We start from the raw sequence: 14,903 nt of genomic DNA, 5'->3' as shown, positions 1-14,903 counted from the left end.
CAGATTTGGACCTGATCCGCGGATCACCATACCGGCCGGCGGCTTCTGGAAAACGCTGCAATCAAAGGCCTGACAGAGACCGCGCTCGATCACCTGTTCAACGGTTCAGAAACTTCTTGCCTCACGGGCGGCAACCACAGAGGATTCTTACCTCCGCCTACATCGTCACCATTGGCTCAAGACACTCCGTCGGCGAAACCAACACCAACATCTGGATTTCAGAGCCAGACCAATCCATCGTTGTTCGGTCAAACACCTAGCCGAATCACTGTCGCCCAAAAGCGATGGTAACCCCGCAGCAAGTAGGTTCATCGTTCGCTTGAGATAATCGGACTTCGCATGAGAAGTATTCTCCAGGTCCCGCCGCAGGAGGATGCGCTGCCGCGGGCTTGTGACGAACGCGTCGAAGAGGAAGGCTGCCAGAAATTGCAAGTCCATCGATCTAACGTCACAATTCCCTTCACCAGCTTGCTCGAGAACGGATTGGATTATCGCGATTCCAGCCTTCGCACCCATGGAAGTTTTGGCCGGGCCGGGCTCAGACTCATGGGTGGCAATCCAGTTGATTAAGGTTTCAAGCCCAATAACTTCACGTTTGAGCGATGAATCTAGGATTTTCCTTCCGACATGCAGTAGCTTGTCACGCGTCGAGCCGGCCGGAATCGTCGATGCGATCGGCCGGACATGATGCGCAATTCCGTGCTCCACGGAAGCGACAAGTAGCGCCGTTTTGGACCCGAACCGGGAATAGAGCGTGCGCTTGGACACATTGGCGGCGCTCGCAATCCCCTCCATGCAGGCGCCTTCGACGCCATGGGAGATGAATTGCTCGAGCGCCACATCAAGAATATGGGCGCCCAAGAGGGCTGCGACCTCCTGGGTCGGCCGGCCCCCTTTGGGGTCACGCGGTGGCAGGCGCTTCGCACGTGCGGTGGATGTTGCTCTTGTCATTGAACCGTCTCTAAGCCGATCATTCAGGCCTTGCATGAGTTTTGACTTGATCCGACGTCGCCAAGAGGCGATAACAAAACCGCTAAGTATACATAACTATGCGGCCGGAGGGAGGGAGCTTTTGGGGGTCGCGATGTACAGGCATGAACGGAACCGGACGATTATGACGGATATCGCACTCGTAACCGGTGGCACGCGCGGGATCGGCGCGGCCATCGCCCGATCGCTGAAGGCCGAAGGCCATGAGGTGGCGGTCGTCTATCATGGCAATGACGCCGTCGCCGCCCGGTTCAAGCAGGACACCGGCATACCGGTGTTCAAATGGGACGTCGCGGACGAGGATGCCTGCCGGGAGGGTGTGGCTCAGGTCGAAGAACGGCTTGGGCCGGTGTCCGTCCTCGTCAACAATGCGGGCATCACCCGCGACGGGGCCTTCCACAGGATGAACTGGGAAAATTGGCGCGCCGTGCTGGCGACCAACCTCGACTCGATGTTCACCATGACCCGCCCGATCATCGGGGGCATGTGCGAGCGGCGCTTCGGCCGGGTCATCAACATCTCGTCGATCAATGGTCAGAAGGGCCAGATAGGGCAGGTCAACTATTCCGCGGCGAAGGCGGGCGTGATCGGCTTCACGAAGGCGCTGGCTCATGAAAATGCTTCGCGTGGCATCACGGTCAACGCGGTCTGCCCCGGCTATGTCGACACGGACATGGTCGCCGCCGTCAAGGAGGAGGTGCGCGCGGCGATCATCGCCGGGATCCCCGTCGGACGTCTCGGCGATCCCGACGAGATCGCGCAAGCCGTCTCCTATCTGGCTTCGCCAAAGGCAGCTTTCTGCACGGGTTCTGTGCTCACCATCAACGGCGGGCAATATATCGCGAATGGCTGAGCCTCGTCTGCCATCATGCGTAAGGATAATCCCTCAGATCGCAACGCAGCATCGCAACGGAAAATGTTTTCCTTCACCTCGATCCTCGAAAGTACCTGACCTATGAGCACCCCCCTCGATCAGATCACCGCGCTTGCCAAGGCCAATGGCGAGCTCGTCCTCAAATTCGCCGAGATCGCCCGGACCGGCGGTGAGGATTATGCGCAGATCGGCAGCAAGGCGGCGACCCTCTTCGTCGATCAGCTGAAAGAGCTGAAGCCGGGGACGGTTCCCAGTTTCAGGAGCGATGCGGTCACGAGCCTGTTCGCCGAGGCGGAGAAGAGCCGAGAGGCGTCAGTGGGCAAACTCAAGGCCGCGATCGACGAATGGCAGGGTAGCTGGAAAGATCTGTTCTCGCAGGCGACCAGCCAGCAGGAACTGACCGGAACCATCCAGGCGTGGTTCCAGCCCCTGCTCAAGAAGTCGGCGGCCGAGCCGGAGAAGGCGAAGGTTCCCGCGGCCCCGGTGCGCGCGCCTGCGAAAACTACCGAGACAGCCTGAGGGTCGCATCTCACGGCGAACAACGGCTCCCGCCCGGTCCCCGGACGGGAGCCTGCTATTTTGAAGACCGAACCAGGGGCAGTGCGCGACGATATGGCCGTTCCGGAGATCATGAGGGCCAGATACCGACGGCCAGCTACAAGCGCTGCCTGTCTCGCTGCGTCCATGCTTCTGGCCGGCTGCTCGTTCGCGCCGGCACACGTCCGTCCTCCGCAGCCCGTTCCGCAGGGCTATGCCGCATCGGCCTCCGACTCGCCGTCCATCGCCCGGGTCGGCTGGTACGATTTTTTCCATGAGGAGCAGCTTCGCGCGCTGATCGCTGCGGCGCTGGAGAACAACCGCGATATGCGGATCGCGTCGGGGCGTGTCGCGGAAGCGCGGGCGTCTTGGCGGATCCAAGGCTCGGCGCTCTACCCTGAGCTCGATGCCGTGGCGACCGGAACGCGGGGACGAACCCCTGCCGATCTCTCGGTGACGGGCCACGCCGTGACGGGCAACCAGATCTATGCGCAGCTGAGCGCCGGCTGGGAGATCGACTTCTGGGGCCGGCTGCGCAATCTCAACGAGGCGGCGCGGGCGCAATATCTGGCGACGGAGGAAGCGCGGCGCGCGATCGCGACCGATCTCATCGCCCAGGTCGCCAACGGCTATCTGCTCGAGCGCGAATATGAAGAGCGCGCTGAATTGGCGCGCCGGACGATTGCCACGCGCGAGGAGTCGCTGCGGATCCTGCGGCGACGCTACGAGGTGGGTTCGGGGTCGAAGCTCGAGATGACGCAGGCGCAGACCCTGCTGGCGCAGGCGCAGACGGCGCTGCAGGCGCTCGACCAGGATCGCGAGGTCAATCGCAACGCCCTGGCGCTATTGGTGGGACGCCCGGTCGACATCCCGGCCGGGCCGCTCGGCCTGGCCGAGGCTGCCCCCGCGATGACGCTTCCCGCTGGCCTGCCTTCGGAGCTTCTCGCCAACCGGCCCGACATCGTGGCGGCGGAATATTCCCTGCGCGTCGCCAATGCGAATATCGGCGCCGCGCGCGCCGCCTTCTTTCCGAATATCAGCCTGACCGGCGCCTTCGGGACGGCGAGCGGCGAACTGGACAGCTTGTTCAAGGGTGGAAACCTTTCCTGGAATTTCACGCCGACCCTGAGCCTGCCCTTGTTCAATGCCGGACGCCTCAAGGGCAATCTCGACGTGGCGAAGGCCCGACAGGTGATTGCGGTCGCGGATTATGAAGGGACGGTACAGGCCGCGTTCCGCGATGTGTCGGATGCCCTGGTCCGGCGCCGGCAACTCGGCCTCCAGATCGAAACGACGCGCACCATGCTCGCGGCGCTTCAGGAACGCGCGCGCCTTGCCCAGTTGCGCTTCGATAATGGGCGCTCGGCCTATCTCGAAGTGCTCGACGCGCAGCGCGACCTGTTCGACACCGAGCAGGCGCTTGTCCAGCTTCGCCGCGCCCATCTCGGGAGCGCCGTCGCCCTCTATGCGGCGCTGGGCGGGGGCTTCGTCCAGAATCCAGCCTTCGACATCAACGCAGCTGAAACGGGGAATCCAGCACAATGACGACGCCCCAGAAGAAATGGTTCATCAGGGGCGCCATCGCCGTGGCCATCATTGCCGCCGCTCTGGCCCTGTGGCAGCTGCTCAAGCCCGGCGGCCTGCCGGACGGTATCATCGGCGGCAATGGCCGGATCGAGGCGATCGAGATCGACATCTCGGCCAAGATGCCTGGGCGGATCCGCGACATCGTCGCCGACGAGGGCGACTTCGTGAAGGCGGGACAGGTCGTCGCGCACATGGACACCGACGTTCTCAACGCCCAGCGCTCCGAGGCCCGGGCCCAGCTCGCCCAGGCGCTCAACGCCATTCAGACTGCGCAAAGCCAGGTGTCCCAGCGCCAGAGCGAACGCGCCGCCGCACTCGCCGCAGTGCGGCAGCGTGAGGCGGAGCTGAGCGCCGCGCGCAAGCGGCTCGCTCGCTCGGAAACGCTGGCGCGCGAGGGTGCGACCGCGGTTCAGGAGCGCGACGACGATCAGGCGCAGGTCGAAGGCGCGACGGCTGCCGTCGAGGCGGCGCGCGCGCAGCTGGCCGCCGTCGACGCGGCCATCGGCACCGCGCGCAGCCAGGTGATCGGCGCGCGCTCGAACGTCGACGCCGCCCAGGCGACGATCGAACGGATCGAGGCCGATATTCGTGACAGCGACCTGCGCGCGCCGGTGGGCGGAAGGGTCCAGTATCGCGTGGCTCAGCCGGGCGAGGTCGTTGCCGGCGGCGGGCGGGTGCTCAACCTCGTCAATCTCGGCGACGTCTACATGACCTTCTTCCTGCCCGAGACGGTGGCGGGGCGCGTGGCGCTGGGAAGCGAGGTGCGGATCGTGCTCGATGCCGCGCCCGACTATGTGATCCCCGCCAGGGTCTCGTTCGTCGCAGATGTCGCGCAGTTCACGCCCAAGACGGTGGAAACGGAGAGCGAGCGGCAGAAGCTGATGTTCCGCGTCAAGGCACGGATCGATCCCGCTTTGCTCGATCGCCATAGCACCCAAGTCAAGACTGGGCTTCCCGGCATGGCCTATGTGCGGACCAGCCGCGATGCCGAATGGCCGGCGAACCTGACCGTAAACGTGTCACGATGACTGAATTTGGACTTACGGAGGGCGCATCGCCTCGCTTGGCGGCGCGCCTTTCGGGCGTCGGCATGGATTATGGCAGGATGCGGGCGCTCGACGGCATCGATCTGGAAATTCCGGCCGGACGCATGGTGGCGCTGATCGGCCCCGATGGCGTCGGCAAGTCCACGCTCTTCTCGCTGATCGCCGGCGCGCGCGTGATCCAGGAAGGCAGTGTCGAGGTTCTCGGCGGCGACATGGCGGACCGGCGGCATCGGGAAGCGGTCTGTCCACGCATCGCCTATATGCCGCAGGGCCTGGGCAAGAACCTCTATCCGACCTTGTCCATCGACGAGAATCTGGAGTTTTTCGCGCGCCTGTTCGGGCAGGATGCGCAGGAACGCGAGCGCCGGATCGCCCAGCTCACCGAGAGTACCGGCCTCGCGCCGTTCCGCAAACGTCCGGCGGGTAAGCTTTCGGGCGGGATGAAGCAGAAGCTCGGGCTGTGCTGCGCCCTCATTCACGATCCCGACTTCCTGCTGCTCGACGAGCCGACCACGGGCGTCGATCCGCTGTCTCGCGCGCAGTTCTGGGACCTGATCGACCGCATCCGCGCCGACCGGCCGGGCATGAGCGTGCTGGTCGCCACCGCTTATATGGAGGAGGCTGCGCGGTTCGACTGGCTGGTGGCGATCGATGCCGGGCAAATCCTCGCAACTGGCACCCCGGCGGATTTCTATCGACGCACCAGCACCGATGGGCTTGAACAGGCGTTTATCGCCCTGCTGCCAGAGGAACGCCGACGGGGTCACCAGCGCGTGACCATCCCTCCGCGCAGCGACGGAAGTGATGCCGAGATCGCGATCGAGGCCAAGGGGCTGACGATGCGGTTCGGCGATTTCACCGCCGTTGACCATGTCGATTTCCGGATCGAGCGCGGCGAGATCTTCGGCTTCCTGGGTTCGAACGGTTGCGGCAAGTCGACGACGATGAAGATGCTGACCGGCCTGCTCAAGGCGAGCGAGGGCCAGGCCTGGCTGTTCGGGCGCGAGGTCGAGAATGACGACATGGCTACCCGACGGCGCGTCGGCTACATGTCCCAGGCTTTCTCGCTCTATTCCGAACTCACCGTCCGGCAGAACCTTGAGCTGCACGCGCAGCTCTTCCACGTGCCTGCCTCCCAAATTCCTGCCCGGGTCGAGGAGATGGCCGGACGCTTCGACCTGACCGATATCATGGACGCGCTGCCCGATGCGCTCCCGCTCGGCCAGCGCCAGCGCCTCAGCCTCGCGGTCGCGATGATCCACAAGCCGGAGATGCTGATCCTCGACGAGCCGACCTCGGGCGTCGATCCGATCGCGCGGGATCAGTTCTGGCAGATGATGATCGATCTGTCGCGGGGCGACAAGGTGACGATCTTCATCTCCACCCATTTCATGAACGAGGCCGAGCGCTGCGATCGGATCTCGCTGATGCATGCCGGCAAGGTGCTCGTCAGCGATACGCCGCCGGCGATCGTCGAGAAGCGCGGCAGCACGAACCTTGAGGATGCGTTCATCAGCTATCTGCAGGACGCGGCGGGCGGAGATGAAAGGGCGGAGGCGGGAGTGGCGGCCGCGGCGCCGGCCACCGAAACAAAGGCTGAGCCCGCTTCGTCCTTTTCCCGCACCTTCAGCCGCCGCCGCATGATGAGTTATTCCCGGCGCGAGGCACTGGAGCTGCGTCGGGACCCGATCCGCGCTACGCTCGCTCTTCTGGGAAGCGTGCTGCTCATGTTCATCATGGGTTATGGCATCAGCATGGATGTCGAGAACCTGCCATTCGCGGTGCTCGATCGCGACGCGACGACCACCAGCCAGAACTATGCTCTGAACCTTGCGGGATCCCGCTACTTTATCGAACGCCCGCCGATCACCAATTACGCGCAGCTCGACCGACGCATGCGCGACGGCGAACTGAGCGTCGCGATCGAGATCCCGCCAGGCTTCGCGCGCGACCTGCGCCGCGGCGATCCGGTCCAGATCGGCGTCTGGATCGATGGCGCCATGCCGATGCGGGCGGAGACCGTGCAGGGCTATATCCAGGCATTGCATGCGCAATGGTTGGGAGAGATGGCCGTGCAGGAGCTTGGCGCCCGGCCCTCGGCGGGCCTCATCAATATCGAGACGCGCTATCGCTACAATCCAGACGTCAAGAGCCTGGTGGCGATTGCGCCGGCGGTCATCCCCGTCCTGCTGCTGCTGTTTCCGGCGATGCTGACGGCGCTCAGCGTCGTGCGCGAGAAGGAACTGGGCTCGATCATCAACTTCTATGTCACGCCGATCACGCGGATCGAGTTCCTGCTCGGCAAGCAGTTGCCCTATGTCGCCCTCGCCATGCTCAATTATGTGCTGCTGGTGCTGCTGGCGCTGCTCGTCTTTCGCGTACCGATCACCGGCAATGTGCTGGCGATGACGGTGGCGGCCTTGTTCTACACGCTGTCTGCCACTGCGATCGGGCTACTCTTCTCAATCTTCATGCGCAGCCAGATCGCGGCGCTGTTCGCCACCGCGATCGGTACCATCCTGCCGGCGGTGCAGTTTTCAGGGCTGATCAACCCCGTCTCGTCGCTGGAGGGCGTCGGGGCGTTTATCGGGCGCATCTTCCCGACCACCCATTTCGTCACCGTCTGTCGGGGCGTCTTCTCCAAGGGGCTGGGCTTCGGCGATCTGGGTCAGCCGCTTCTGGCGCTGGCCGTTGCGGTGCCGGTGCTGCTCGCGCTGTCCGTCGTGCTCCTCAAGAAGCAGGAGGGCTGAGATGCGGTCTGTCGCCAATATCGGACGTCTGGGCGTCAAGGAGCTGCGCAGCCTGTGGCGCGATCCGATGATGCTGGTGCTGATCGTCTACGCGTTCTCGCTCGGCATCTACGTAGCGGCCTCCGCCATGCCCGAAACGCTGAACAAGGCACCGATCGCGATCGTCGACGAAGATCAGTCCCCGCTCTCCAGCCGGATCATCGGTGCCTTTTATCCACCCCATTTCAAACAGCCGGCGCTGCTCGCTTTGGGTGAGGTCGATCCGGCGATGGATTCCGGCCGCTACACCTTCGCGCTGGACCTGCCGCCCGATTTCCAGCGCGACGTGCTCGCCGGCCGCCAACCGACCGTCCAGCTCAACATCGATGCCACACGCATGAGCCAGGCTTTCACCGGCGGCGGCTATATCCAGCAGATCGTCCAGGGGGAGGTGACGGAATTCATGAGGGGCACGCGGGCGACATCCGCCCCGCCCGCTGATCTGGCGCTACGCGCCCGCTTTAACCCGACCCTTGCGCAGAGCTGGTTCGGGTCGGTGATGGAGATCATCAACAATGTCACCATGCTCTCAATCGTGCTGACCGGCGCCGCGCTGATCCGCGAGCGCGAGCATGGCACCATCGAGCATCTGCTGGTGATGCCGGTCACGCCGTTCGAGATCATGGCAAGCAAGGTCTGGGCAATGGGGCTCGTCGTCCTGCTCGCCTGTGCCTTCGCGCTGCTGGTGGTTGTTGAAGGGATATTGAAGGTCCCGATCGAGGGATCGATCCCGCTTTTCCTGGCAGGGGCGGCGCTCCACCTGTTCGCGACCACGTCGATCGGCATCTTCATGGGCACGATCGCGCGCTCGATGCCTCAGTTCGGGCTGCTGCTGATGCTCGTGCTGCTGCCGCTCCAGCTGTTGTCCGGCGGCATGACGCCGCGCGAGAGCATGCCCGAGTTCGTGCAAACGGTGATGCTCGCCGCGCCCACCACCCATTTTGTGAGAATGGCGCAGGCTATTCTCTATCGGGGAGCGGGTCTCGACGTGGTGTGGCCCCAGTTCCTTGCAATTATGGCAATCGGCGCGGTGTTTTTCTTGGTCGCGCTCTCGCGGTTCCGCCGAACGATCGGGACGATGGCCTGAGCACCGCGATCATGCTGCCTCCGTAACACTACCGATGGTCCCGGCCGAACGATCGGGCAAAACACATACCATCATCAAACGAGGGGAGAACCTCCGTGCATTTTCCGAAAAAAGTTGTCTCGTCGATCGACGTCATCTTGCTCTACGGATTGACAGCCGGTCTAATTATGCTGGTCGCTGCCATGATCCTGGCTAAGCTTCCGGAATGATAAGTAAGTCGTGTCTTCGGCACAGGATGCCGTTGTGTATGTCCTCGTTTGATTTGGCTAACCAGGCGGTCGCTTGGAGGGCACTTTGTGGCTGCCGAAGCTGCTATCCGGTCGGTCTGACTGCCAAGCGTTGGGATTATAGTCGCGGCCCGGTAGAATCACCGGCTTAAACCAGCCGGTGAGTTGGACGTCTCAGCGGCCTGCTATACTGCGTCGCCCGGTCACAAACGATGCATGTTGCGACTAGCCTTGCTTCAAGAACGAAAACGCTTTAAGTTCGCTGGCCTTCAATTGGTTCGACGGTGCCGTCTCCTCCAGGCGTTGACGGACTTAAGAGGCTGTCCATTCTCGCCAGTTCAAGCCTGAAGCGAGGAACTTGCGCCTGAAGTCCACGGAAGGTCGTGAAGCAGCGCGTCAAGAACGACGCTCGCCGGGGGGGAAAAGATTACGTCAGGCAAGCCACTCATGCGAGCAGGTGCAGGCCACTGTCGACTGGAATGACCGTACCGGTGATCCGCTTCGCCGCATCGCTAACCAGGAACGCCGCCAACGCCCCGACGTCGGCTACCTCCACCAGCTTTCCCTCCGGCACGGCGGCGGCGGCACGCTCTATCAGTTCATCGAAGCGCTCGATGCCACTGGCTGCCCGGGTCGCTATCGGGCCGGGGGAGATCGCGTGGGCGCGGATGCCCTTGGACCCCAGCTCGGCGGCAACGTAGCGGGTCGCGCTCTCCAGAGCCGCCTTGACCGGCCCCATCAAATTATAATGTTCGACCACCCGGTCCGATCCGTAGAAAGTAACGCATAGCAGGCAGCCGCCATCGGGCATGAGCGGCTCGGCCAGTCGGGCCATCCGCAAAAAGCTGTGACAGGAGACATCCATGGCGATTGCGAAGCCTTCGGGCGAAGAATCGACGACTCGGCCGTGAAGGTCGTCCCGCGGCGCGAAGGCAATCGAATGGAGCAGGAAGTCGAGGCCGCCCCACTTCGTCCTCACCTTCTCAAAAAGCGCCTCCAGTTCGCCGGGAACGCGCACGTCACAAGGCGCCGTCCATTCGACCCCCAGCCGCTCCGCGACCGGCGCCACATACTGCTCCGTTTTGGCATTGAGATAGGTCGCCGCCAGCCGCGCCCCGCACTGGGCAAACGCCCCGGCGCAGCCGGCCGCGATGCTGTGTTCATTCGCGATGCCCACTATGAGACCGCGTTTTCCGGCAAGATCGACCAGCGGTTTCATGATTGCCCTCCAGCCGTGGTCAGCGCGGCGAGTGTGTGAATGGCGATCATGCGCTCCTCGTCCGTGGGAATGACACGAACGGCAACTCGGCTGTCCTCCGCGCTGATGATGGGGGCGTTGCGCGCATTGGCCGATGGGTCGATGACGATGCCCAGCCAGGCCAATCGCGCGCAGATCGCTGCGCGGATGACGGGATCATTTTCGCCGATACCCGCGGTGAAGATCAGCGCATCGACCCCGCCGAGCGACGATATGAGGGCCGACGCCTCGCGCGCTGCCCGCCAGGTGAAGAGATCGATCGCCTCGGCAGCGCGCGGATCGTCGCTGTCATGGAGTGCGCGCATATCGCTGGAGATGCCGGATACGCCGAGCAGTCCGGCCTGCTTGTAGAGCAGCGTCTCTACCTCTGCCGCGCTCATGCCTTCCTGGGTCTGTAGATGAATCACAACTCCGGGGTCGATCGCGCCGCACCGGGTGCCCATGATCAGCCCATCGAGCGCGGTGAAGCCCATCGTGGTATCGACACTGCGGCCGTTCTGCATCGCGCAGAGACTGGCACCATTGCCGAGATGGGCGGCGATCACGCGATCCGAGGCGAGCTCCGGATCGGCCTCCCGGAGCGCTCGGTCGATATATTCATAGGACAGGCCATGAAACCCATATCGCCGGAGACCCTTGTCATGCAGCGCGCGCGGCAGCCCGAAGCGGGTGGCGACCTCGGGCAGATCATGGTGGAAGGCCGTGTCGAAACAGGCAATCTGCGGCAGATCAGGTGCCAGCGTGCGAATGGCGCGGATCGCGGCCAGATTGTGGGGCTGATGGAGCGGGGCGAGCGGACAGAGCGCATCCAGTGCGGAAAGCAGCGTGTCGTCGATGATCAGGGGCCGGAAGAACTTGGTCCCACCATGGACGACGCGATGCCCGACCGCAATGATGTCATGATCGGTCAGATGATCCCCCGCCCACGTGAACAAGTCTCCGAGCAGCGCTTCATGGGTAAGTCCTGCACCACGGTCCCACCCCCGATCCACGAGCACAGCGCCATCGGCAGCGCGTGCCACGAGATGCGGCGCGGTGCCGATCCCTTCCAGCTTGCCAGCGGCGCCATGCCGCGGGCCTTCCGGTTCCAGGGTGAACAGCGCGAACTTGATGCTCGACGAGCCCGAATTGAGGCTGACGACGGCGCGGCTCATGTCAGGGGCTTGGCTTCGGGCAGGCCGGGCGCAGCCTTGGTGGCGGCGCGCGCAAGCAGCACGGCGACGGCGCAGGACGCAAGCCGGGTTCTCGCAGAATCCGCGCGGCTGGTCAGGATGATCGGCACCCGTGCGCCCAGGACGACGCCAGCGGCGTCGGCGCCGCCGAGAAAAGTGAGCTGCTTGGCCAGCATGTTGCCCGCCTCCAGATTCGGGACGACCAGTATCTCGGCCCTGCCCGCGACCGGGGAGACGATGCCCTTCTCCTTCGCCGCCGCCTCGCTGATCGCGTTGTCGAACGCCAGCGGACCGTCCAGCACGCCGCCTGTTATCTGGCCGCGATCGGCCATCTTGCAGAGCGCGGCTGCGTCGAGCGTCGATCGAATCGATGGACTGACCGTCTCGACAGCCGACAGGATCGCGACTTTGGGCACTGCGATGCCGATGACGTGCGCGAGGTCGATGGCGTTGCGGATGATGTCCGCCTTCTCCTCGAGGCCAGGCTCGATGTTGATCGCGGCGTCGGTGATGATGAGCGGCGTGGGATGGTTGGGTACGTCCATCAGATAGGCATGGCTTATGCGTCGCTCGGTTCGCAGTCCGGTTGTCGCGGAAACCACCGCTGCCATCAGTTCATCAGTATGGAGCGATCCCTTCATCAGCAGCTTCGCCTCGCCCGACCGGACCAGGGCGACCGCCGCTGCGGCAGCGGCATGGCTGTGCGGTGCAGAAACGATCCGATAGGCGGAGATGTCTTTTCCCGCTTCTTTGGCCGCTGCCCGCATTCGCGCTTCCGGCCCGACCAGGATAGGCGCGATCAGCCCGGCTTCTGCGGCATCGACCGCTGCCGCCATGGCCGCGGCGGTGCAGGGATGAGCGACGGCCGTCAGCGGCGCCACGCCCCCTTGGGTCAGCTCAATCAACTTGCGATAACCGTCATGGTCGGAGATCTGAATATCCGGGAGCAATATTCGCGGCAGGCGGATCTTCTCGACCGGTGCCCTGACCTCGGCCTGGCCTGTAATGACCTCGTTACCGTCCTGATTGACGCAGCGGCAATCGAGCAAGACAACATGGTGCTCGGATCGCTTCTCGCTCACCGTCACCGATGTCGTGATGGCGTCTCCCAGGCCAACCGGCCGGATAAAGCGTAGTGACTGGCTGAGGTAGATTGCGCCGGGTCCCGGCAACTCGGTGCCGAGCACAGCCGAGATCAGCCCACCGCCCCACATTCCATGCGCGATCACGCGGTGAAACATATCCGTCGCCGCATAGTCGGCGTCGAGATGGGCTGGGTTCACGTCGCCCGAGACGAGCGCAAAAAGCTGGATGTCCTCTTCGCACAGCGTGCGGGTAACGCTCGCCGTATCGCCGATGGCGATCTCGTCGAAGGTCCGGTTCTCGATCATTTCTGGAACGGCTATCATTCAATGCTCCAGCACATAGCGGCCTGGGGCGCTCTCGATCACCGGATAGCCCTTGTCCGGCGCGCCCAACGGCGGTGGGGCGACTGCCTCGCCCGAATGCGCGGCCAGCCACTCTTCCCAAGCGACCCACCAGGATCCGTCCCGAACGGGGGCATGCGCCATCCACTCATCCGGATCAAGCGCCGCGCCATCCGTCTCACGGGTCAGGATATGGTAGCGCCGCCCCTTGTGTCCGGGTTCGGAGACGATCCCGGCATTATGCCCGCCGCTGGTCAGCGCAAAGGTGATCTCGGCGCTGCTCAGCATATGAATCTTGTGCACCGAGCGCCACGGCGCAACGTGGTCGCGCTCGGTGCCGACAACGAACATCGGCTTGCGCAGCGCGGACAGGCTGATCGTCCGCCCATCGACCTTGTAGCGTCCCTCGGCAAGATCGTCGTCGAGGAACAGTCGGCGAAGATACTGGCTGTGCATCGCGTAGGGCATCCGCGTGCCGTCGGCGTTCCAGGCCATCAGGTCCGACATGGGTTCCCGCTCCCCCATCAGATAGGTATTGAGGATCCGCGACCAGACAAGGTCGTTGGAGCGCAGGATCTGAAATGCGCCGCCCATCTGCGTGCCGTCGAGATAGCCTTTGCTCCACATCATATTCTCGAGCACGTTGAGCTGCGCCTCGTCGATAAACAGGCCAAGTTCGCCCGGCTCGCTGAACTCGGTCTGCGCGGCGAACAGCGTCACCGTCGCCCACCGCTCATCGCCGTCGCGCGCCATCGCGGCCGCGGCGATCGACAGCAATGTGCCGCCGATGCAATAGCCAACGCCATGAACTGCCGGCGATCCCGTGATCGCCGTCACCGCATCGAGCGCTGCCATTGGCCCCAAACGCCGATAGGCCTCCATGTCGAGATCACGGTCGGCGCTGACGGGATTGTGCCAAGAGATGATGAAAACCGCATAGCCCTGCGCGGTCAGCCAGCGGACCAGCGAGTTCTCCGGCGACAGGTCGAGAATATAATATTTCATGATCCAGGCTGGCACGATCAGGATGGGCTCCGGTCGCACTGTGTCTGTGGTCGGCGCAAATTGGATCAACTCGATCAGCTCGTTGCGGTAGACGACCTTGCCGGGCGTGGTGGCGACATCCTTCCCGACCTCAAACGCTTCGGCACCCACCGTCGGCTCGCCGCGCACGGTGCGCTGCATATCCTCCAGCAAGAGCTTGGCGCCTTCAACAAGGCACTGTCCGCCGGTCTCAAATATTCGCTTCTGCAGGACGGGATTGGTCGCGACGAAATTGGTCGGCGCCATCGTGTCGAGGATCTGCCGCATCCCGAAGGCGACCATGTCTTCATGATGTCGCGTGACACCCACAACGCCCGTCGTGGCCGCGTGCCACCATTGCTGGTTGAGAAGGAAAGCCTGCGCAATGAGATTGAAAGGCGCTTCCTTCCAGGCTGGATCTATAAAGCGACGATCCTGCGGGAGCGGCTCGATTGCGGGATCGGCGTCATGGTCGCCGATGCTGCGCACGGCATAGTCGCCAAGCCGCACGAATTTGCGTGTTGTTTTGGCCGCCAGCTGCAATTGCTTACCCGGCGAGCAGGCGAGATGCATCCCCCAGTCAGAAAAGGCCTGCAGGATCGTCGCCGGCGAAAGCCCGCGGGTTAGCTGCGCGATGGCAGCGACTGCTGCTCGATCTAGGGTTTCGGCGATGCCGTCGAGTGGATCGGAAACGTCCGAATGCGAATGTGCTGCTACCATTATGAGAGCTCCTGGAATTCTCGTCTCTACCGCAGCTGCTCCCGCATAACCGCCACTATATGCCGATATCGAAAGCTTCAATTTCTCCTGGTCTTGTGCCGGCCCGCGAACATTCGGATACTACCGATCTCCAAATTAATGAACGACTCGGACCCTTCGCACCTGC

11 protein-coding genes are annotated in these 14,903 nt (G+C 63.6%); 6 read left to right on the top strand and 5 right to left on the bottom strand.

What is annotated here, in order from left to right; all coding sequences use genetic code 11:
- Positions 1-165: 165 nt before the first annotated feature.
- The gene (locus QHC67_RS16000; RefSeq protein ID WP_319295784.1) at positions 166-861 is read right to left on the bottom strand and encodes a helix-turn-helix domain-containing protein; all 696 of its coding nucleotides are present in this window, start codon (positions 859-861) and stop codon (positions 166-168) included.
- Between the two features lie 253 nt (positions 862-1,114).
- Here QHC67_RS16000 and phbB point away from each other — a divergent pair, with 253 nt between their 5' ends.
- The 6 genes from phbB to QHC67_RS15970 all read left to right on the top strand — a co-directional run bounded on the left by phbB (position 1,115) and on the right by QHC67_RS15970 (position 8,910).
- Positions 1,115-1,843 (top strand): acetoacetyl-CoA reductase, encoded by a 729-nt coding sequence (gene phbB / locus QHC67_RS15995; RefSeq protein ID WP_319295782.1) that lies wholly within the window; start codon positions 1,115-1,117, stop codon positions 1,841-1,843.
- Between the two features lie 102 nt (positions 1,844-1,945).
- A complete protein-coding gene (locus QHC67_RS15990; protein ID WP_319295780.1) occupies positions 1,946-2,383 on the top strand; it encodes a hypothetical protein in 438 nt (145 codons plus the stop codon).
- A gap of 60 nt (positions 2,384-2,443) precedes the next feature.
- Positions 2,444-3,946: an efflux transporter outer membrane subunit gene (locus QHC67_RS15985; RefSeq protein WP_319295779.1), complete on the top strand. Its 1,503-nt coding sequence runs from the start codon at positions 2,444-2,446 to the stop codon at positions 3,944-3,946.
- Complete coding sequence (locus QHC67_RS15980) at positions 3,943-5,016, top strand: HlyD family secretion protein (protein ID WP_319295778.1); 1,074 nt, start codon at positions 3,943-3,945, stop codon at positions 5,014-5,016. The genes QHC67_RS15985 and QHC67_RS15980 overlap by 4 nt, the downstream gene beginning before the upstream one ends.
- Entirely contained in the window at positions 5,013-7,784 is a 2,772-nt protein-coding gene (rbbA, locus tag QHC67_RS15975; RefSeq protein WP_319295776.1) for a ribosome-associated ATPase/putative transporter RbbA, read from the top strand. The genes QHC67_RS15980 and rbbA overlap by 4 nt, the downstream gene beginning before the upstream one ends.
- 1 nt (position 7,785) lies before the next feature.
- Positions 7,786-8,910 carry an ABC transporter permease gene (locus tag QHC67_RS15970; RefSeq protein ID WP_319295774.1) on the top strand — a complete coding sequence of 375 codons (1,125 nt, stop codon included), beginning with the start codon at positions 7,786-7,788 and terminating at the stop codon, positions 8,908-8,910.
- 672 nt (positions 8,911-9,582) lie between these two features.
- Here the strand turns inward: QHC67_RS15970 and fabI are convergent.
- Genes fabI through QHC67_RS15950 form a run of 4 tightly spaced genes read right to left on the bottom strand, consistent with a single transcriptional unit; the run spans position 9,583 to position 14,737 of the window.
- Positions 9,583-10,356 (bottom strand): enoyl-ACP reductase FabI, encoded by a 774-nt coding sequence (gene fabI / locus QHC67_RS15965; RefSeq protein WP_319295773.1) that lies wholly within the window; start codon positions 10,354-10,356, stop codon positions 9,583-9,585.
- Positions 10,353-11,549, bottom strand: a complete 1,197-nt coding sequence (locus QHC67_RS15960) for an acetate/propionate family kinase (protein ID WP_319295771.1) — start codon at positions 11,547-11,549, stop codon at positions 10,353-10,355. The genes fabI and QHC67_RS15960 overlap by 4 nt, the downstream gene beginning before the upstream one ends.
- Positions 11,546-12,976, bottom strand: coding sequence for a bifunctional enoyl-CoA hydratase/phosphate acetyltransferase (locus QHC67_RS15955; protein ID WP_413818557.1), 1,431 nt, complete (start codon positions 12,974-12,976; stop codon positions 11,546-11,548). Before QHC67_RS15955 ends, QHC67_RS15960 begins: the two co-directional genes overlap by 4 nt.
- Positions 12,977-14,737, bottom strand: a complete 1,761-nt coding sequence (locus QHC67_RS15950) for a PHA/PHB synthase family protein (RefSeq protein WP_319295770.1) — start codon at positions 14,735-14,737, stop codon at positions 12,977-12,979.
- Positions 14,738-14,903 lie beyond the last annotated feature (166 nt).

It is taken from the genome of Sphingobium sp., assembly GCF_033795625.1.
Classification (GTDB): domain Bacteria; phylum Pseudomonadota; class Alphaproteobacteria; order Sphingomonadales; family Sphingomonadaceae; genus Sphingobium.
This window is presented reverse-complemented; position numbering and strand designations above follow the sequence as displayed.